This is a genomic window from Microbacterium sp. RU33B (genome assembly GCF_900155915.1).
In the GTDB taxonomy this organism is placed as follows: Bacteria; Actinomycetota; Actinomycetes; order Actinomycetales; family Microbacteriaceae; genus Microbacterium.
On record NZ_FTPO01000003.1, the window covers coordinates 132,677 to 151,054 of the forward strand.

The 18,378-nt window shown below is 71.0% G+C and carries 14 protein-coding genes; 6 read left to right on the forward strand and 8 right to left on the reverse strand.

Annotation, left to right across the window (positions count from 1 at the left end; translation table 11 throughout):
• Positions 1-25 precede the first annotated feature (25 nt).
• The gene (locus tag B0B14_RS14070; protein WP_083710626.1) at positions 26-1,918 is read left to right on the forward strand and encodes a dynamin family protein; all 1,893 of its coding nucleotides are present in this window, start codon (positions 26-28) and stop codon (positions 1,916-1,918) included.
• Positions 1,915-3,453 carry a dynamin family protein gene (locus tag B0B14_RS14075; protein ID WP_076683001.1) on the forward strand — a complete coding sequence of 513 codons (1,539 nt, stop codon included), beginning with the start codon at positions 1,915-1,917 and terminating at the stop codon, positions 3,451-3,453. The genes B0B14_RS14070 and B0B14_RS14075 overlap by 4 nt, the downstream gene beginning before the upstream one ends.
• Here B0B14_RS14075 and B0B14_RS14080 read toward each other — a convergent pair.
• The 4 genes from B0B14_RS14080 to B0B14_RS14095 all read right to left on the reverse strand — a co-directional run bounded on the left by B0B14_RS14080 (position 3,367) and on the right by B0B14_RS14095 (position 9,131).
• Complete coding sequence (locus tag B0B14_RS14080) at positions 3,367-4,053, reverse strand: hypothetical protein (RefSeq protein ID WP_143733733.1); 687 nt, start codon at positions 4,051-4,053, stop codon at positions 3,367-3,369. The two genes, B0B14_RS14075 and B0B14_RS14080, sit on opposite strands and share 87 nt — an antisense overlap.
• Positions 4,040-4,942 (reverse strand): IniB N-terminal domain-containing protein, encoded by a 903-nt coding sequence (locus B0B14_RS14085; protein WP_143733734.1) that lies wholly within the window; start codon positions 4,940-4,942, stop codon positions 4,040-4,042. Before B0B14_RS14085 ends, B0B14_RS14080 begins: the two co-directional genes overlap by 14 nt.
• Positions 4,943-5,081: 139 nt before the next feature.
• Complete coding sequence (locus B0B14_RS14090) at positions 5,082-7,619, reverse strand: helix-turn-helix transcriptional regulator (protein WP_076683007.1); 2,538 nt, start codon at positions 7,617-7,619, stop codon at positions 5,082-5,084.
• 18 nt (positions 7,620-7,637) lie between these two features.
• Positions 7,638-9,131: an Hsp70 family protein gene (locus B0B14_RS14095; RefSeq protein WP_179085337.1), complete on the reverse strand. Its 1,494-nt coding sequence runs from the start codon at positions 9,129-9,131 to the stop codon at positions 7,638-7,640.
• 207 nt (positions 9,132-9,338) lie between these two features.
• Between B0B14_RS14095 and groES the strand changes: the two genes are divergently transcribed.
• The gene (gene groES / locus B0B14_RS14100) at positions 9,339-9,635 is read left to right on the forward strand and encodes a co-chaperone GroES (protein ID WP_076683011.1); all 297 of its coding nucleotides are present in this window, start codon (positions 9,339-9,341) and stop codon (positions 9,633-9,635) included.
• Positions 9,636-9,766: 131 nt separating this feature from the next.
• Entirely contained in the window at positions 9,767-10,711 is a 945-nt protein-coding gene (gene rarD, locus B0B14_RS14105; RefSeq protein WP_076683014.1) for an EamA family transporter RarD, read from the forward strand.
• Positions 10,712-10,741: 30 nt separating this feature from the next.
• On the opposite strand, the gene B0B14_RS14110 is transcribed toward rarD, so the two are convergent.
• From B0B14_RS14110 to B0B14_RS14120, 3 genes are all read right to left on the reverse strand, one after another.
• The gene (locus tag B0B14_RS14110) at positions 10,742-11,044 is read right to left on the reverse strand and encodes a metal-sensitive transcriptional regulator (protein WP_076683016.1); all 303 of its coding nucleotides are present in this window, start codon (positions 11,042-11,044) and stop codon (positions 10,742-10,744) included.
• Positions 11,041-13,236: a heavy metal translocating P-type ATPase gene (locus B0B14_RS14115; RefSeq protein WP_256714420.1), complete on the reverse strand. Its 2,196-nt coding sequence runs from the start codon at positions 13,234-13,236 to the stop codon at positions 11,041-11,043. Before B0B14_RS14115 ends, B0B14_RS14110 begins: the two co-directional genes overlap by 4 nt.
• A gap of 62 nt (positions 13,237-13,298) precedes the next feature.
• On the reverse strand, positions 13,299-13,508 hold the full coding sequence (locus tag B0B14_RS14120; protein ID WP_076683020.1) for a heavy-metal-associated domain-containing protein: 210 nt from the start codon (positions 13,506-13,508) through the stop codon (positions 13,299-13,301).
• 231 nt (positions 13,509-13,739) lie between these two features.
• Here B0B14_RS14120 and B0B14_RS14125 point away from each other — a divergent pair, with 231 nt between their 5' ends.
• A complete protein-coding gene (locus tag B0B14_RS14125) occupies positions 13,740-15,020 on the forward strand; it encodes an ABC transporter substrate-binding protein (RefSeq protein ID WP_076683022.1) in 1,281 nt (426 codons plus the stop codon).
• Positions 15,021-15,098: 78 nt separating this feature from the next.
• A complete protein-coding gene (locus tag B0B14_RS14130) occupies positions 15,099-17,555 on the forward strand; it encodes a hypothetical protein (protein ID WP_076683024.1) in 2,457 nt (818 codons plus the stop codon).
• Positions 17,556-17,611: 56 nt separating this feature from the next.
• On the opposite strand, the gene B0B14_RS14135 is transcribed toward B0B14_RS14130, so the two are convergent.
• Positions 17,612-18,352 (reverse strand): ABC transporter ATP-binding protein, encoded by a 741-nt coding sequence (locus tag B0B14_RS14135; RefSeq protein ID WP_076683591.1) that lies wholly within the window; start codon positions 18,350-18,352, stop codon positions 17,612-17,614.
• Positions 18,353-18,378: the final 26 nt, after the last annotated feature.

Sequence of the window (18,378 nt, forward strand, 5' to 3'; positions counted from 1 at the left end):
GGTTCGCACCACGAAGGAGTCCGAAATGGCTGAAGTCGCCCGCGTCCTCGAGAAGGGTGTCACCGGCACCGCTGGGGACGACACCTCCACGACCGTCGTCGAGAGGACGGGCGCGCAGCTCGCCGAACTCGTGGACCGCGTCGCCGCGACCTCCCGCGCGCTCGGGCGGGCCGACCTCGTCGACCGGCTGGGCCAGACGCAGGCGCGCCTGCGCGATCCGTACGTGCGCGTCATCGTCGTCGGACAGTTCAAGCAGGGCAAGAGCAAGCTCGTCAACGCCCTCGTGAACGCGCCCGCCTGCCCCGTCGACGACGACATCGCCACGAGCGTGCCGACGTCGGTGTCGTTCGCGGAGGAGCCGGCGGCATTCGCGCTGCTGCGCGGGGAGCGCGAGGGCGACGCGATCGAGCGGATGCCGATCCCCCTCGACGATCTGGCCGACTTCGTCTCGGAGCGCGGCAACCCCGACAACGTGCGCGACATCGTCGGGGCCGAGGTCATGCTGCCGCGCGAGCTGCTGCGCGGCGGCCTGCGGCTCGTCGATTCGCCCGGGGTGGGCGGCATCGAGTCCACGCGGTCGGTGAGCACGCTGGCGGCACTGGCGACGGCGCACGCCGTGCTGCTGGTGTCGGATGCCTCGCAGGAGTACACCGAGCCCGAAGTGCAGTTCCTCCGCCATGCGCTGCGCGTGTCGCCGAACGTGGCCGCGGTGCTGTCGAAGACCGACATCTACCCGGACTGGCGCGACATTCACGAGATCGACCGATCGCACCTCGGCGACGTCGGGAAGATCCCGATCTTCGCCGTCTCCAGCGATCTGCGCATGCTCGCCGCCCAGGAGCAGGACCGCAGGCTCAACGAGGAGTCCGGATTCCCCGCCCTCGTCGCCCACCTGCGCCGCGACGTGCTCGGCAAGGCGGAGATCGTGCACCAGCGATCCGCCGTGCACGACCTCGGATCGGTCGTCGACCAGCTGGGCATGGCCGTGAAGACCGAGCTCAACGCCCTTCAGCATCCCGAAGACACTCCGCAGATGATCGCGAGGCTCGAAGACGCCAAGTCGCGCGCCGACGATTTCCGCGGCCGGTCGTCGCGGTGGCAGGTGACTCTCAGCGACGGCATCGCCGACCTGATCGCCGACACCGAGCACGACCTCCGCGATCGCCTGCGCAAAGTGCAGCGCGAGGCGGAGATCTCGATCGACGAGGGCGATCCCGGCCCGATCTGGGACCAGATCGCCGAGTGGCTCGACCAGCGCATCGCCGCAGCGGTGTCGGAGACCTTCGTGTGGACGAACGAGCGCTCGCGGTGGCTGTCGGAGCAGGTGGCCGACGAGTTCGCCGAGGGCGAGTCGACCATCCCGTTCATCGACGTGGGCGGCACCGACGGTGTGCTCGACCCTGTCGAGGACCTCCAGGGGATGGACGAGGGCCGCCTGGGCGCGGCCGAGAAGATCTACATCGGCGTGCGCGGTTCGTACGGCGGCGTGCTCATGGCGGGTCTCGCCACGAGCCTGGTCGGTCTCACGCTCATCAACCCGCTGTCGCTCCTCGTGGGCGTGCTCGTGGGCCGACGCGCGTATCGCGAAGACATGACGGCACGCCTGTCACGCCGGCAGGCGGAGGCGAAGAACCTCGCCCGCCGCCACATCGAGGACGTCGTCTTCCAGGTCGGCAAGCAGCTCAAGGACCGTCTGCGCCTGGTGCAGCGCACCGCTCGCGATCACTTCGGCGGCGTCGCCGACCAGCTGCACCGCTCGCTGTCCGAATCCGTGCTGGCCGCCAAGCAGGCCGCCGCGACGTACGAGTCCGACCGCAACGGCCGCATCGGCGAGCTGCGCTCCCAGCTGGCGCGGATCGAGGCGCTCCGCGCCGAGATCCCCGCCCTCGCGGCGATCGACGGCGAGGACGCGCGATGAGCGGCGACGCGGTCGGCGACATCGCCGACCTGGTCGACGAGGCGCGGGAGCTCTATGCGACGGACGCCGCGGCGCTCGAGCAGCTCGATCGCTACGCCCGTCGGCTGCACGAGCCGCTGCGCCTCGCGGTCGCGGGGATGGTCAAGGCCGGCAAGTCGACGGTGCTGAACGCCCTCATCGGCGAGCAGATCGCGCCCACGGATGCCGGCGAGTGCACCCGCATCGTGACGTGGTACCGCTACGCCCGCACCGCGCGGATCACCGCGCACCTCGTGGGCGGGGGCGAAGTGCGCCTACCCGTGACGCGGTCGCGCGGAGCGCTCGTGCTCGACCTCGGCGGGTACACCGCCGACGAGGTCGCCCGTATCGACGTCGAGTGGCCCTCGGAGAGTCTGCGTTCGACGATCCTCATCGACACCCCCGGCATCGCATCGCTGTCGCAGGAGGTCTCCGATCGCACGACCCGGTTCCTCACTCCGTCGACGGCGCCCTCGGAGGCCGACGCGATCCTGTACCTGCTGCGCCACATCCACGGCTCGGACGTGCGCTTCCTCGAGGCCTTCCGCGACACGGCGGCCGGAGGATCGCAGACGGTCAACGCCGTCGCCCTGCTCTCTCGTGCCGACGAGATCGGCTCCGGCCGGATCGACTCGCTCCTCTCGGCCGCGCGCATCGCCGACCGCTACCGGCAGGACGGCGAGCTGCGCTCGCTCGCTCTGGGATGCATCCCCGTCGCCGGGCTCCTCGCGGAGGGGGCCCGCACGCTCCGCGAAGACGAGTTCGCCGCGTTCGCCGGGCTCGCCTCCCTCGATCGGGGCACCCGCGACCGCATGCTGATCTCGGTGGACCGCTTCACCCGCCCGTCGAAGAAGACCGCTCTGTCCGTCGCGCAGCGCCGGGCGCTGCTGGCGCGCTTCGGCATCTTCGGCGTGCGTCTGGCGGCTGCCCTCGTGCGCGGCGGCGCCCGGACGTCGTCGGAGCTCTCGGAGCGCATGGTCGCCCAGAGCGGGCTCATCGACGTGCAGCAGTTCGTCGCCGACCAGTTCCGCTCGCGCGCGGCAGCGCTGAAGGCGCGCACCGTGCTGCAGGGCCTCACGATGCTGCTCGACGAGAAGCCCCGGCCGGGCACCGCCCCTCTCATCGCCGGTCTCGAGCGCGTCACGGCGAACAGCCACGACCTGCGCGAGCTCGCGCTCCTCGCTCAGCTGCGCACGGCCGAGCCCGGCCTGCCGGCCGCCGACGCCCTCGCGGCCGAACGGCTGATCGGCGGCTCGGGTGCTGCCGGGCTCGTGCGCCTGGGACTGCCGGATGCCGCCGGGACCGCCGAGGTCGACGAGCGCGTCGATGCGCTCCTCACCCACTGGCGGGCGCTCGCCGAATCCCCGCTCTCGGATCGCGCCCGCACCGACGTGTGCCGCGTCGTGATCCGCAGCATCGAGGGGATCGCGTCAGAGCTGGGAGTCGGCGGCCGGAGCCACGGGCCCGCCGCCGCGGATGTCGTGCTTGCGGGCGGTCCAGCGGAGGGCGGGCGGTAGCACGCTGAGCAGCAGGCCGACCACGGCGAGTCCGAGCTGGACGAGCAGGATCTGCTCCAGCGGCGCACCGCGCTCCCCGAACGCGAGGAGCTGGCGGATCATCAGGAAGACGCCGCCCTGGAACAGCACCGAGGCGAACAGCCACCAGCGCACGTTCGGACGACGGTTGGCGAACGACACGAGGAGCGCGACCTGCACCAGCAGGATCGCGACGGCCGGTGTGAACATGGCCCAGAAGATGATGTCGGATGCCGTCGTGTAGGTGGCCTCGGCCCGCGTGCCGTCGACGGCGCGGACGAGGTCTGCGATCTCGGGGAGCTGCGCCTGGCGGATCACGAACATGTAGACGACGGCTGCGGCGCCCGCCAGGAGGCTCGTGACCCAGGCGAGCTGGCTGAGCCGCACCACGAAGGGCGGCGGGAGCTTCACGATCACCGGCGCGCTGGCCTTGCCGGTCAGCGCCGGGCGGTCGGGTGCGGATGCCTTGGCGGCATCCTTCTCCCGTTCCGCGACGGCCGTCGCCGTGGAGGCCGCGGCGTTCGCGGTCTCCACGGCCCCGGCGGATCCGACGTCGGCCGAGGGCCGGTCAGAAGTTCTCATCGGTCTCGCCCTCCGTGCCGGTGAGGGTGTCGTCGGCGGCGAAGTCGAGGCCGGCGTCCTCCTCGATCGCGGTCTCGATGTACTCGACGGCCGACTCGTAGGCGTCTGCGACCGGCTGCTCTGCCGATGCCTCGTCGGGCAGGGTCTGGGCGTCGGCGGCCTGGGCGTCCTGGGGCGCGGCGTCGACGACCGGTGCGTCGTCGGGCGTGGTCTCGACGATCTGCGTCTCGACGGCGGTGTCGGTCGACGACGCCTGCGTCGTCTGCTCGTCGAACGAGTCCTCGACCTGCACATCGGTGGAGGAGTCGTCGAGCGAGTCGATGATCTCGATGACGACGGGTGACTCGACGGTGCTGGACTGGTCGGAGTCCTCGTTGAACGAGTCCTCGACGACCTGCACGTCGGTGTCGTTGCCGATGTTGACGTCTTCGCCGGCCTCGATGATGGTCGACAGGTCGGTGGTCTTCTCGACCGTGGCGTCGCCGCCCGCGGCGACGGCATCGTCGCCGGAGGCCACGATCGCCTCGTTGTCGAACGTCTGCGTGACATCGCCTTCGGCCCAGATGTTCTGGTTGACCGACTGGTCGACGATGGTGTCGCGGTCGTCCACCCACTGGTTGTGCGTCACGACCTGCTTGATCTCGCGGACCACGGGGTTGTGGTGCTCGACGACGGTCTGGCGCGGAGCGGCCACCTGCACGACCTGCGTGCGCTCGATGATGATGGGGGCCACGGACGCGACGTCCGACGGTGAGGCGTTCTGGAGGCCGCGCGCCGCGAGCGCCTGGTCGGGATCCTCGTCGAACTCTGCGGCGACCTCCGGGTCTCGCAGGAGGCTCAGGATGAACTCGATCAATGCATCGGCGACTGTTGCGAGCGTAAGGCTCATGCTCGTCTCCTCATTCTTCTCGTGTCTTGCTCTGACGGTACGGACGGTCGTGCGGTCGCGCGTCGGGGGATCCCCCGAAGAGCGGACGGATTCGGTAGGGGGTTTTCCCCTTTCCGGCGCCGGATGCCGGCTGCGACGCTCATGCCGAGGCCCTCGCGCCGTCGCGCTCCTGCGCGGACGGCTCGGCCGCCTCGTCGAGGGCGACCCGCAGCTTCGCGATGAGGTCGGACCGGGTGGTGGCGCCCAGGCGGCGGCGGATGCGGGCGATGTGGTGCTCGGCCGTGCGCGGCGAGATGAAGATCGCCGCGCCGATCTCGGCGTAGGTCTTCCCCTGCACCACGAGGGCGGCGACGTCCATCTCGCGGGGGCTGAGATCGTCGTGCGAGCGCGGACGGGACGCGGGTGCGGTCTCCGTCTCCACGGCCGCCGGCCGGAGGTCCTCGTGCGGGTGCAGGCGGCGGGCCGTCGCGAGGAGGCGGGAGGCGATCTTCCGATCGCTCGTGTGCCCGGCTCCGTGCCCGGCCAGGCGCGCGCCGTCCCAGGCGAGTCCCACCGTGCCGAGGCCGAGCGCGGCGGACTCGACGGCATCGGCGTCGACGGTGCCGGTGAGCACGGAGGTCCAGACGCGTCCTGCCTGCGCCATCGTGGCCGCGAGACGGTTGTGGGGTGCGGCCTCGACGAGGGCGCGGGCATGAGGGGTCAGGTCTTGCGGGCGACCCAGGAGGATCGCCTGCTGGATGCCGGTCCAGTGCACGTGCGCCGACCACAGGGGCGGAGATCCGAGGCGCTCGATCGATTCGAGCGCCTGCGCGAAGTGCGGCTTCATGCGGTCCGATTCGCCGACGCGGGCCGCCGTCACGACGAACTCGCCGAGAGGGAGCAGGCCGAACAGGTCGAAGCGGGCCCGCAGCAGGCTCTCGCGGGCCCCTCTCCACGCCACCGCGAGCGCGGGGGCGTCCTGGTAGCGGCGGGCGATCGCGATCGAGACGGCGTCGAAGAGCAGCCGTTCGCGGGGATGGAGAGCGCGCGCCCGCGGTGCGATCGCCTCGATCGCGGTCTCGACCTCCTGCGGGTGCTCGAGCTGCAGCGCCACCCACGCCCGCCACAGCACGAGGCGGTCCTGCGCCCACGCGCCGCCGTGGCCTTCGGAGACGGCGCGGTCGAGCACCGAGTGGGCGACCTCGGCCTCGCCCAGATGCAGCGCGGCGAGGGCGGCCAGCACGGCGGGGAGCTCAGGGGTCGGGTCGCTCGTCCCCGACGCGGAGTACATCTCCGCGGCGCGCACGAGGTCGTTCAGCGAGCCCTCCGCCGAGCCGGCGAGGCTCTCCCGCATGCCGCGGTCCAACAGCTCCATCGCGACGGTCAGGGTGGAGGGCATCGTGCGCCCGGGCGGTGCGGCGACGGCGACGGCCAGGCGATCGGCATCCGCCACCGCGAGCGCCGCGATCGAGGATCGCACGGCCGACACGGAGTCCGACGGCGGGAAGGTCCGATACACGAGGTCGCTCATCGTGGAGAGTCCGCGCGCCGACCAGATCGCCGCGCCGGTGTCGGCGGCGGCATCGTGAGCGGGGTGGTCGGCCTCGACGGCGACGGCGTCGAGATGGGCGCTCGCCGCGTCGACGTTGCCCAGGGTCCACTCGATCTGCGCGCGCCGGATCGCGACGACCGTGGTGTCGGCGCCGGCATCCTGGGCGCCCAGGTACAGCTGCTCGGCCCGGCGGGGGTCGTCGGCGAGGAGGGAGTCGGCGTGACGGAGCAGCGCGTCGGCGAGCCGCGGATCGCGCACCCCATCCAGCACGAGCGGAAGACTCCCGGCATCCTGCACCGTGCTGTCGTAGTGGTCGATGAGCCGATCGACCGGCACGACGGCCTGGACGGCGGCCCGCACGACGGGCACCGGCCGGCCGTTGGGCAGCAGCATCCCCTCCGCGTACGCGGAGAGCACGAGCGAGGAGCGGTCGCCGGAGGCAGGTCGTCCGTCGGCGGTGAGGCTCGCCTCCTCCACGATCCCGCGGACGGCGGGATCGAGGGCCCGGAGTCGGTGCGCGATGACGTCGCGGAGGGACTCGTGCAGGGCGTCGTGGCCGCGATCGTGCGCGCAGAGCGACGGATCGTGGACGGCCAGCGACTCGGACACGAGCCAGGCGGCTCCGCCGGTGGCGCTCAGGATGCCGTCGATGCAGTCGGGCGACACGGACAGACCGAGCGAGTCGAGATGGGCGCGCAGATCGCTGTGCGCGACGTGCCCGAGCACGACCGCCGGCTGGCTGCGCTCGAGCTGATCCACCGTCTCCTGCAGGATGTCGCTGTGCGGCCAGGGGCGGGTGGCGAGGATCAGCGCAGCGTCGTGGTCGGCGGCGCGGTCCGCGATCGCGGAGATCTGCCGCCCGTCGAGCGTGTGCGCGTCGTCGACGAGGAGCACGTCGGTGCGTGCGAGTGCCGCGATGTCGTGCTGGCCGCGGTGCCAGGCCACGCTCGCGCCCGCTTCGACGAGGGTGCGAGCGAGGTGACGCAGCAGACGGGACTTGCCCGATCCGGCAGGGCCCGTGACGTGCGCCCGACGGGGGGCGGCCCCGGTGGCCATCGCCTCGACGTGCGCGCGGGCGAGGCCCTGCCACAGGATGGGCGTCTCGGCCACGCGCAGGGAGGGCGTGGTCGTCTTCTCGATGGGCATGGGCGCTTCCCGGCCGCCTCAGCGGCCGGACTCCGTGGTCTCGGGCTGCGGGGGCTGCAGCGGGAACAGGTCGGTCACGACGCCGGGAGGTGCGGGCGTCAGCAGGGGGTCGGCGGTCGCGGTCGACGCGCTCGGCCGGATGCCGGTGCCGGATCCGGACGGCGCGGAGTCCGGTGCGGGTGTCGGCGTCGCGCTCGTGCTCTGCGCGGGGGAGGGGGTGTCCTCGCCCAGCGGGGCGCCGCCGAGGGGTGAGAAGGCGGAGAACGCGATGCCGCCCGCGAGCACGAGGGCGCCGGCGCCGACCGCTGCGATCGCGGCACCGCGGCCGAACCGGCGGCGGGTGGGGTCGCTCCGCACGAAGGCCGGCGCGGCATCCGGTGCGCTCTCGTCGGCGGTCGCCTCCTCGACCAGGGCGGGAGTGCGGCGGTCCTGCGCGACGATCCGCGCCGCGCCGAGGGCGATGATCGCCTTGGGGTCGGCGTCGACGGCGACGGGCCGGTCGAACCGCTCCGAGAGCAGCTGCGCGATGCGCGGGATACGCGACGATCCGCCGGTGAGAAGGATCGAGCGAACGTCGGCGGCATCGACGCCCGCGGAGCGGAACACCTCGGCCACGACCTCGACGGTCCGCTCGATGCCGTCCTCGATCATCGACTCGAACTCTCCGCGGGTGAGTCGCACGGTGGTGCGGCGTTCGCCGATGAGCACGGGGATGACGGTCTCGGCGTCGAACGAGAGCGATTCCTTCGCCTCCACCGCCTCGCGGCGCAGCGTCGCCAGTCCCACCCGGGCGTCAGGGTCGGACGAGAGGTCGTCGATGGACAGGCCCGCAGCCTCGACGGCGTGGCGCAGGACGCGGTCGTCGAAGTCCGATCCGCCGAACGCGTCCATGCCGACGGGATCGCCCACCACATCCACCGCGTCACCGCTCTTGCGCAGGAGCACCGTGTCGAACGTGCCGCCTCCGAGGTCGTACACGGCGAGCAGCTCGCCCTGGGCGAGCGGCTCTTCGGCCTCGTAGTGCCGGGCGGCGGCCTCCGGCTCGCTCACGAGACGGATGTCGCGCCAGCCTGCCCGGGCGAGGGCTGCGACCACCAGCCCCGTCCGATGCTCGCCCCACGTGACGGGCACGGTGACGCTCACGCCCTTCGGGCGGCGTCCCTTGACCTCGGTGACCGTGTCGATGACCCAGCTCACCAGCAGCGCGTAGAGCTGCTCCGGCGAGAAGCGGCGTCCGCCCGCGAGGATCGGGATCACGTCGCCGATGCGGCGCTTGAACTCGCGCACGAGACGCTCGGGCTGCGCCACGCCGCGGCGCGCGGCCGCGTCGCCGAACAGCAGCTCGCCGTCGGAGATGAACACGACGCTCGGCGTGCTGTCGCTCTGCCTGCCGAGTGCGAAGGGGGAGGCGGTGATCGTGCCGTCGGAAGAGATTCGGGCGGTCGCGGCGGCGGTGCGGCTGGTGCCGACATCGACGGCGAGGAAGTACGACGTTGTCATCTGCTGTCTCACCCCAGGGAGTCGCATCCGGATCGATGGCCGGGGGGTCATCATCTCCGGGTCTTGAAGGCGATTCGGAGCGCGGGGCCGTTCGGATTGCCGATGACGTCGATTGGCACTCACGTTGCACGAGTGCCAGCCCGCCGCTTAGACTGGATCAGCACTCGCACCATCCGAGTGCTAATGAGTTTTCAGTTCAACGAAAGCAGAGGTAGACCCGTGTCGGTTTCCATCAAGCCGCTCGAGGACCGCATCGTCATCAAGCAGGTCGAGGCCGAGCAGACCACGTCCAGCGGTCTGGTCATCCCCGACACCGCGAAGGAGAAGCCCCAGGAGGGCGAGGTCTTCGCTGTCGGCCCCGGTCGCATCGACGACAACGGCAACCGCATCCCGCTCGACGTCGCCGTCGGTGACCGCGTCATCTACAGCAAGTACGGCGGAACCGAGGTCAAGTTCGGCGGCGAGGAGTTCCTCGTCCTGTCGGCTCGCGACGTCCTCGCGGTCGTGGTCCGCTAGTCGGAACCGCTTCGAGAAGGGCCCGGATGCTTCGGCATCCGGGCCCTTCCGCATGTCCGCCGACACGCGCCCCACGCCCCGGCGCGGGCGCCGTGCGCCGGCATTCGTCACGACCGTCCTAGTCTTGAGTGGTGACACCCGCCGAATCCGCCCGCGAGCATCGCCTCGGCGGCGTGTACGCGTTCATCGCCTACCTGCTCTGGGGCTTCCTGCCGCTGTACTTCCTGCTGCTCGCGCCCACCACGGCCTGGGAGGTCGTCGCCTGGCGGATCCTGCTGTCCCTGGCGTTCTGCGCGATCCTGCTGACCGTCACGCGCACGTGGCCCAAGCTCGTCGCGATCCTGCGTCGACGACGCCTCGTGCTGTGGACGGTGCTCGCGGGCGCGCTGATCTACGTGAACTGGCAGGTCTTCCTCTACGCGACCCTGTCGGGGCACATCGTGGAGTCGAGCCTGGGCTACTTCATCAACCCGATCGTCACGGTCCTGCTCGGCGTGCTCGTCCTGCGCGAACGACTGCGCGTCACGCAGTGGGTCGCCCTCTGCATCGCCGCCGCGGCGGTCGTCGTGATCGTCGTGGGCTACGGCGCGTTCCCCTGGATCGCGCTCACCCTGGCCTTCACGTTCGGCTTCTACGGTCTGGTCAAGAAGCAGATCGGCCCCTCGGTCGATGCGATCAGCGGCCTCACGCTCGAATCGCTCTGGCTGGCCCCGGTCGCCGTCCTGCAGCTCGTCCTCGTCGGAATGACGACGGGCATCACGATGGGTCAGCTGAGCACCGGGCACACCGTGCTGCTGCTGCTCGCCGGCGTCGCGACCGCCACGCCGCTCCTCTTCTTCGCCGCCGGTGCACGCCGCACGACCCTGACGCTCATCGGCATCCTCCAGTTCGTCGCGCCGATCCTGCAGTTCATCATCGGCGTCTGGATCAACGACGAGCCGATGCCGGTGGAGCGCTGGATCGGCTTCGGGCTGGTGTGGGTCGCGCTCATCGTCCTGACCGTCGATTCGCTGCGGCACGTGCGACGCACCCGGGCGGCGCGTGCGGGGGCGTCCGACGTCGCGGAGATCGTCTGAGGGCCGGGCTCCACGCCGAACCCGTCGCGCTCAGCGCACGAGTCGGGCGATCGCCTGCGTCGCCTCGCGGATCTTCTCCTCCGCCGCATCGTCGCTCAGGCGCGCGGCGTCGACGACGCAGTGCCGCAGGTGGTCTTCGAGCAGCCCGACGGCGACGGCCTCCAGAGCGCTCGTGAGGGCGCTGATCTGGGTCAGGATGTCGATGCAGTACTTCTCGTCGTCCACCATCTTGTGGACGCCCCGCGCCTGACCCTCGATGCGCTTCAGGCGCAGCAGGTACTTCTCCTTGTCGGTGATGTAGCCGTGGTGACTGTGCGTCGAGGCGACGGTCATGAGGTCTCCTTCAGGGGGCGGAAGCGGCGCAGCCGCAGACTGTTGCCCACGACGAACACGCTGGAGAACGCCATGGCGGCTCCCGCGATCATGGGGTTGAGCAGGCCGAGCGCCGCCAGCGGGATCGCCGCCACGTTGTACGCGAACGCCCAGAACAGGTTGGTCTTGATCGTGCCGAGGGTGCGGCGGGAGAGCCGCACCGCGTCGGCGGCGCTGCGCAGATCGCCGCGCACGAGGGTGATGTCGGATGCCTCGATCGCGGCATCCGTGCCCGTTCCCATCGCGAGCCCCAGGTCGGCCTGCGCGAGGGCGGCGGCGTCGTTGACGCCGTCGCCCACCATCGCCACCACACGGCCTTCGGCCTGCAGAGCGCGGATGACCTCGACCTTCTCGTGGGGGAGCACGCCGGCGATCACGCGGTCGATGCCCACCTCGGCGGCCACCGCACCCGCGACGGCCCCGTGGTCTCCGGTCAGGAGCACGGGCGCGAGACCGAGGGCGCGCAGCTGCGCGATCGCCGCGCGGCTCGTGGGCTTGAGGCGATCGGCGACGGCGAGCATCCCACGCGCCTCGCCGTCCCACGCCACGAGCACGGCGGTGCGCCCGGTCGCGCGCGCGGACTCGAGCGCGGCGACGAGCACGTCGGGCACGGGGAGCGACCAGTCGGCCAGGAGGGATTCGCGGCCGGCCAGCACCGCGTGCCCGTCGACGACGCCGGAGACGCCCTTCCCTTCGGCGTTGCGGAACGACTCCACGGAGGGCAGCGTGCCGACCTCGGCCGTCGCATCCCGCGCGATGGCCTGGGCGATCGGATGCTCGGAGGCGTCCTCGAGCGCACCGGCGAAGCGCAGCAGCTCGGCGCGCTCGGTTCCGGGCGTGACGACGACGTCGACCAGCGACATGCGTCCGCTGGTGACCGTGCCGGTCTTGTCGAGCACGATCGTGTCGACCGTGCGCGTGGACTCGAGAACTTCGGGACCGCGGATCAGGATGCCCAGCTGCGCCCCGCGGCCCGTGCCCACCAGCAGCGCCGTGGGGGTGGCGAGCCCCAGCGCGCACGGGCACGCGATGATGAGCACCGCGACGGCGGCCGTGAACGCGGCTTCGTAGCCGCCGCCCAGCATCAGCCACGCGACCAGGGTCACCACGGCGATGCCGAGCACGATCGGCACGAAGACGCCGGAGATGCGGTCGGCGAGGCGCTGGACCTCCGCCTTGCCGCTCTGGGCCTCCTCGACCAGTCGCGCCATCTGCGCGAGCTGCGTGTCGGCGCCCACCCGGGTGGCGCGCACGACGAGCCGCCCGCCCGCGTTGACCGTCGCGCCGACGACCGCGTCGCCCGGAGCGACTTCGACGGGCACGGACTCGCCCGTCACCATCGAGGCATCGACCGCGGAGGTGCCCGAGACCACCACACCGTCGGTCGCGATCTTCTCGCCGGGCCGCACGACGAACTCGTCGCCCGAGCGCAGCTGCGCGATCGGCGTGCGCACCTCGACGCCGCCGTGCAGCACGGCGACGTCCTTCGCTCCGAGGTCGAGGAGCGCGCGCAGCGCATCGCCTGCGCGGCGCTTGGACCGCACCTCGAAGTAGCGGCCCGCCAGCACGAACATCGTGACGCCGGCGGCCACTTCGAGATAGACGGCGTCGGCGCCGTCGCCCGGCTGCACCGTCCACTCGAAGCCGTGGGTCATGCCGATCATGCCCGCGTGCCCGAAGAAGAGGGCGTAGAGCGACCAGAGGTACGCCGCCGAGACGCCGAGGGAGATCAGCGTGTCCATCGTCGCGGCACCGTGTCGCAGGTTGAGCCAGGCGGCGCGATGGAACGGCCAGGCCGACCACGTCACCACCGGCGTCGCGAGCGCGAGCGAGACCCACTGCCAGCCCGGGAACTGCCACGCCGGCACCATCGTGAGCACGATGACCGGCACGGCGAGCACGACGGCCGCGATGAGCCGTGCGCGCAGCGAGTCCAGGTCGGGGTCGCCGTGGTCGTGTCCGTGGACGGCAGGGGGTGCGGGGAGGGCCGCGGTGTAGCCGGTCTTCTCGACCTCGGCGATGAGGACGGCGGGGTCGAGCCCCGCGGGCACCGTAGCCCGCGCCTTCTCGGTGGCGTAGTTGACGGATGCCGTGACCCCGTCGATCCTGTTCAGCTTCTTCTCGATGCGCATGGCGCAGGACGCGCAGGTCATGCCGCCGATCTCGAGCTCGACGCGGTCGTCGGTGCGCGCGGAGTCCGAGTGCACGGCGTCCATCAGATGCGGACGGCTTCGTAGCCCGCCTCGTCGACGGCGGCCACGATGTCGGCGTCGAGAAGAGGAGCGGACGAGCTCACGACGAGCCGGCCCGTCTGGGCGCTGACGTCGATGTGCTCGACGCCCGCGATCTTCGCGACCTCGGTGCGCACCGATGCCTCGCAGTGGCCGCAGCTCATGCCGGTGACCTGGAACTCGTTCGTCGTCATCCTGTGTCCTTCTCGTCGGTGGATACCCCTCGGGGGTACCCGTCTCAACGATATACCCACGTGGGGTATTCCAGATGTCGCCAAGGCGGGCATCCGCGCGCGTTGTAACGATTCGGTCGCGTTACATGTCGTTAACGAAACGCAATACACGCGAGACTTTGCCGCAGTTAGGTTTGTACGCACTGGGTCGGCCCCGAAGCCCGCCCGTGTTCATTCACAACAAGGAGCAACATGAGCGTCATCACTCGCTCGCGCGGAGCCCGCATCCTCAGCGGTCTCGCGATCGCCGGCGCAAGCGCCATCGTCCTCGCCGGCTGCGCCGGCGGCGGCGGAGCCGCCGAGACGTCCGCGCCCCCCTCGGAGGAGCGCGGCGAACTCAGCCTCAAGATCGGCACGATCCTGCCGCAGACCGGAAACCTGTCGTTCCTCGGACCGCCCGAAGAGGCCGGTGTCGGCCTCGCCGCCGCCGACGTCAACGCGTACTCCGAGACCACCGGCCTCACCATCGAAGACATCGTCTGGGGCGACTCGGGCGACACCGACAACAAGGCGTACGCCACGACGATCCAGACCCTCATCTCCGAGGGTGTCTCGGCCGCCATCGGCGCCGCGTCGTCGGGTGTCACCAAGCTCTTCCTCGATGACGCCGTCGCTGCCGGCATCATCACGTTCTCCCCGGCCAACACCTCGCTCGACTTCACGTCGTGGGACGACAACGGCCTCTACTTCCGCACCGCTCCGTCCGACACGCTCCAGGGCGAGGTCCTCGGAAACCTGGTCGCCGAAGACGGACACGAGAACGTCGCGGTCCTGTACCTCAACGACTCCTACGGCACCGGCCTGAACGAGGTCTTCCAGGAGACCTTCAGCGCCGCCGGCGGAACGGTCGTCGAGGAGCAGTCCTACAACACGGGCGACACCTCGTTCGACGCTCAGATCAGCGCGATCACGGCCTCGAACCCCGACGCCATCGTCCTCATCACGTTCGACGAGATCTACACGATCGGTCCGGCGCTGCTCGCCGCGGGCTACCCCGCGTCGCAGCTGTACCTGGTCGACGGCAACCTCAAGAACTTCGGCGCCGACGAGAAGTGGCCCGCCGGTTCGAGCATGGAAGGCGCCAAGGGCACCACGCCCGCCGGCCCCCTCGAGGCCGACACGGGCTTCCAGGACCGTCTGAACGAGTGGTGGGTCGGCGAGGGCAACACCGACCTGACCGACTTCTCGTACGCCAACGAGTCCTACGACGCCGTCATCCTGCTCGCGCTCGCCGCTCTCACGGCGAACTCGACGGACTCGGCCGACATCGCCGCGAACCTCCAGCAGGTCTCGGCCGAGGGCGAGAAGTGCGACTCCTTCGAGGCGTGCGCCGACATCATCCTCGGTGGCGGCATGGCCGACTACGACGGATACTCGGGCCCGATCGGTCTCGACGAGAACGGCGACCCGACGGAGGCCACCATCGGCATCTTCCAGTTCGGTGCTGACAACCTCAACACCCGCATCGGCTGATCCAGCCGCACGCAGCGAAGGGCCCCGGAGCGATCCGGGGCCCTTTCGCGTGCCCGAGCCCGGTCCTATGATGCGGCCATGGTCGACATGGCGGGCTTCGACGTCGTCATCCAGCTCTCCCGGGAGGTGGTGTCGGATGCTGCGTCCGTCACCCTCGCACCCGCACCGGGTGAGACCGCATATCTCTTCGGGGGTCCGTTCCGGCTGACCCAGCAGCTCGTCGACTGGCCCGATCCCGTGGTGGTGAGCGGCGCCCTCGAGGCGACGCTGGCGCCGCAGATCGGCGATGCGGACATCGCGCGCATCTTCGTGACTCTCTCGGAGGTGTTCCTCGCGGGGATGCCCGCCCTCGATGCCCTCGGTGCGCTCGATGGGTCCGGCGAGGTGATCGTGCCTCTTCGTTTCGGGTATCTCCCCGGATTGAACGATGTCGGCTACTGGCCGATCGACAAAGCCGAGAGGGAGGCCGGCGGCGAGACCTTCCCCCCGCAGTTCGCCGTCGGGTTGTTCGTCGACACCGGCGCGGCATCCGTCGGGTTCGCCTTCGGCTCGTCTCGCCCCGCCATCGCACAGGCGCTCGGGCTCGACGGGGCATCGGCGATCGAGTCCGCCATCTCCACCGCGATCGAGTTCGCCCTGGGCACGGTGGTGCCGGCGCCGCAGCCGATCGCTCTGGCGTCGCTGCGCGTGCGCACCACGGTCGACAGCACGGAGTTCGACACGCTCGCCGCCTGGCCGATCCTGCGCTGGATCAGCCCCGGCACTCTGGCGTGCTTCGGGAACTACCGCGCCGGCCCGACCTCCTCCGACCCCGCGAGGAAGGACGGAAGGTCCGACATCGACTCCCGACAGCGCGCCTTCGTGTACCCCACCTCGTCAGCGACGGGGATGTCGGCGGTGCCCGCGGCGCCGGTGTCTCTGTCGATCTCGATCGCCGCGCTCCAGCGCCGCGCGCTGTGTCCTGCAGTCCGCGAGCACCTCGCGCGGGCGGCCGCGGCGGCACAGGTCGCGCCGACGAAGAAGCGTGAGATCCTGGACGGCACCCATCCCCTCAGCCCCGCCGAGAGGGCCGTGTACTGGGAGACCTACACCGCCGCCCTGGAAGTCTCCCCTCCCGACGAGGCATACGCCGAGGCGGCCGCCGCGGCCGCCCGCGTCGCCGCCATGGCCCATCTCGACACCGCCCCGGGCATCCCGCTCGTCGCGGCATCCACTCCACCGCCCTGCGGAGGAGGTGCCGCGGAGTTCGCCCTCGATGTGCCGATGTGGCCGGACGGCACCGCCACCGTCACGCGGGTCGTTCTGCGCGGCGAGGAGGGGCGCCTCGTCGTCGTGCTGAAGGTGCGGGTCCGGGTCCCTCCCGGAGGAGTGGACGCCACGATCGATGTGCCCGCCCGGCTGCAGGTCGCCGCCGGTGCCCGCGACCTCGTGGCCCATGTCGACGACCCCGTCGTGACCAGGGACGACACGACAGGTGAAGGCATCGTCGGCGCGGTCCTGGGCATCCTGAGCCTGCCGTTCGGCGGTGTCGGCTGGGGGTTCCTCGTCGGCGCGCTCTCGACCGTCCTGGTCGAGGGGATCGTCGGCATCGTCGCTCCGAAGGTCATCGCGTCGAAGGTCGGCGGAGCCGTGAGCGGCGAGCAGGCGACGGCCGCAGCCTCCGATCCGCGCGGGCTGGCTCGACTGGACGATGTCGATGTCGACGCGGACGCCGTCACGGTGTTCGGCCTCGTCGGTCGTTCGATCGGCCGCTGGAACGATCTCCGCGAGACCGTCGCGCTCCGTGTCGAACAGGTCTCCCGCGAGGTCGATCCCGACCTTCCCCTCGAGCGGGGTTCCTTCCGCAAGGACCGCTCCTGTCAGGACGACGCTCCGCGAGAGTTCGGGTACACCGTGCGGCCCTGGCGCGAGGTGTGGCGTGCCCACGTGGTCAGCCGCAACGTGGTCGGCCCGCTGCGCGTCGTCTCGGCCCAGGTGCGCATCGGCGACCTCGGCTCGCGGTCGATCTCCGAGAGAGGTCTGCTCGAGCCGCGGTGGAGGGAGCCCTGGCCGCTTGTGGCCCCGTTCACGTCGGTGCCGGGACCGATCACAGTGTTGGAGCTCCCCGAACGCACGCGAACGGTGCCGGAGGTGCTGCTCGGGGTGGAGCGGAGCGACGATCTGGAGTGGGAGGTGACGACCCGCGGCGCGGACGGCTGCATCGGCATCCGCCTCGACCTCACACTCGCCGACGCGCGCGAGCGTCGGCACGAGGCCGTGGGCTTCTTCTTCCCCGTCGGGCTCGAGGTCGAGTGGGACCCGGGCATGGAGGAGGAGATGAGCGCCTGCGCGGCGCGACTGCACCGCGAGCTCGAGGGTGCGACTCCGTTCGAGGAGCGTGCCGACCTGCCGCCGTGGGCGGAGGTGTGGGACCCGGCCGGATGGGCGGCCCGGGGAGACCTCGTCCGCGCCCTCCGTGATCGCGATGTCGCAGCGCTCTCACGACGCAGCATTGCCGAGATCGTGCGGGCGGGATCCGTCGGTCGTATCCGTTGAGATACGAGAGGAGCGGATGCCGTCAGGCATCCGCTCCTCTCACGTCCGTCCAGCGGTCAGTCGGTGCCGAGCGTGCCCAGGTAGAGTCCGATCACCTTGGGGTCGTTAAGCAGCTCGCGGCCGGTGCCCTCGTAGGCGTCGCGGCCCTGGTCGAGCACGTACCCGCGGTCGCAGATCTGCAGGCAGCGTCGGGCGTTCTGCTCCACCATGATCGTCGTGACGCCGGCCTTGTTGATGTCGGAGACGCGGATGAACGCGTCGTCCTGGCGCACGGGGGAGAGGCCCGCGGAGGGCTCGTCGAGGAGCAGCACCGCCGGGTCCATCATGAGCGCCCGCGACATCGCGACCATCTGCCGCTCACCGCCCGACAGTGAGCCCGCGCGCTGCTTGAGGCGCTTGCCCAGCTCGGCGAAGATGCCCGTCACGAACTCCAGACGCTCGTTGTACGTCTTCGGAGCCTGGTAGAGGCCCATCTGGAGGTTCTCCTCGATCGTGAGCGAGGGGAACACGTTGTTGGTCTGCGGCACGAAGCCGACGCCGCGGCGCACGAGCTTGTCGGACTTGAGCCCGACGACGCTCTCGCCGTTGACGGTGATCTCGCCGGAGCGCACCTTCACCATGCCGAAGATCGACTTGAGCAGCGTCGACTTGCCGGCGCCGTTCGGTCCGATGATGCCGATCAGCTCGCCCTTGCGCGCGATGAGGTTGGCCCCGGTGATGATGTTGATTCCCGGCAGGTAGCCGGCGAAGAGGTCGGTGACCTCCACGACGACGCGGTCGGTCTTTCCCTCGGCCAGGGCGGATGCGCCGGTCGTGCCCGATG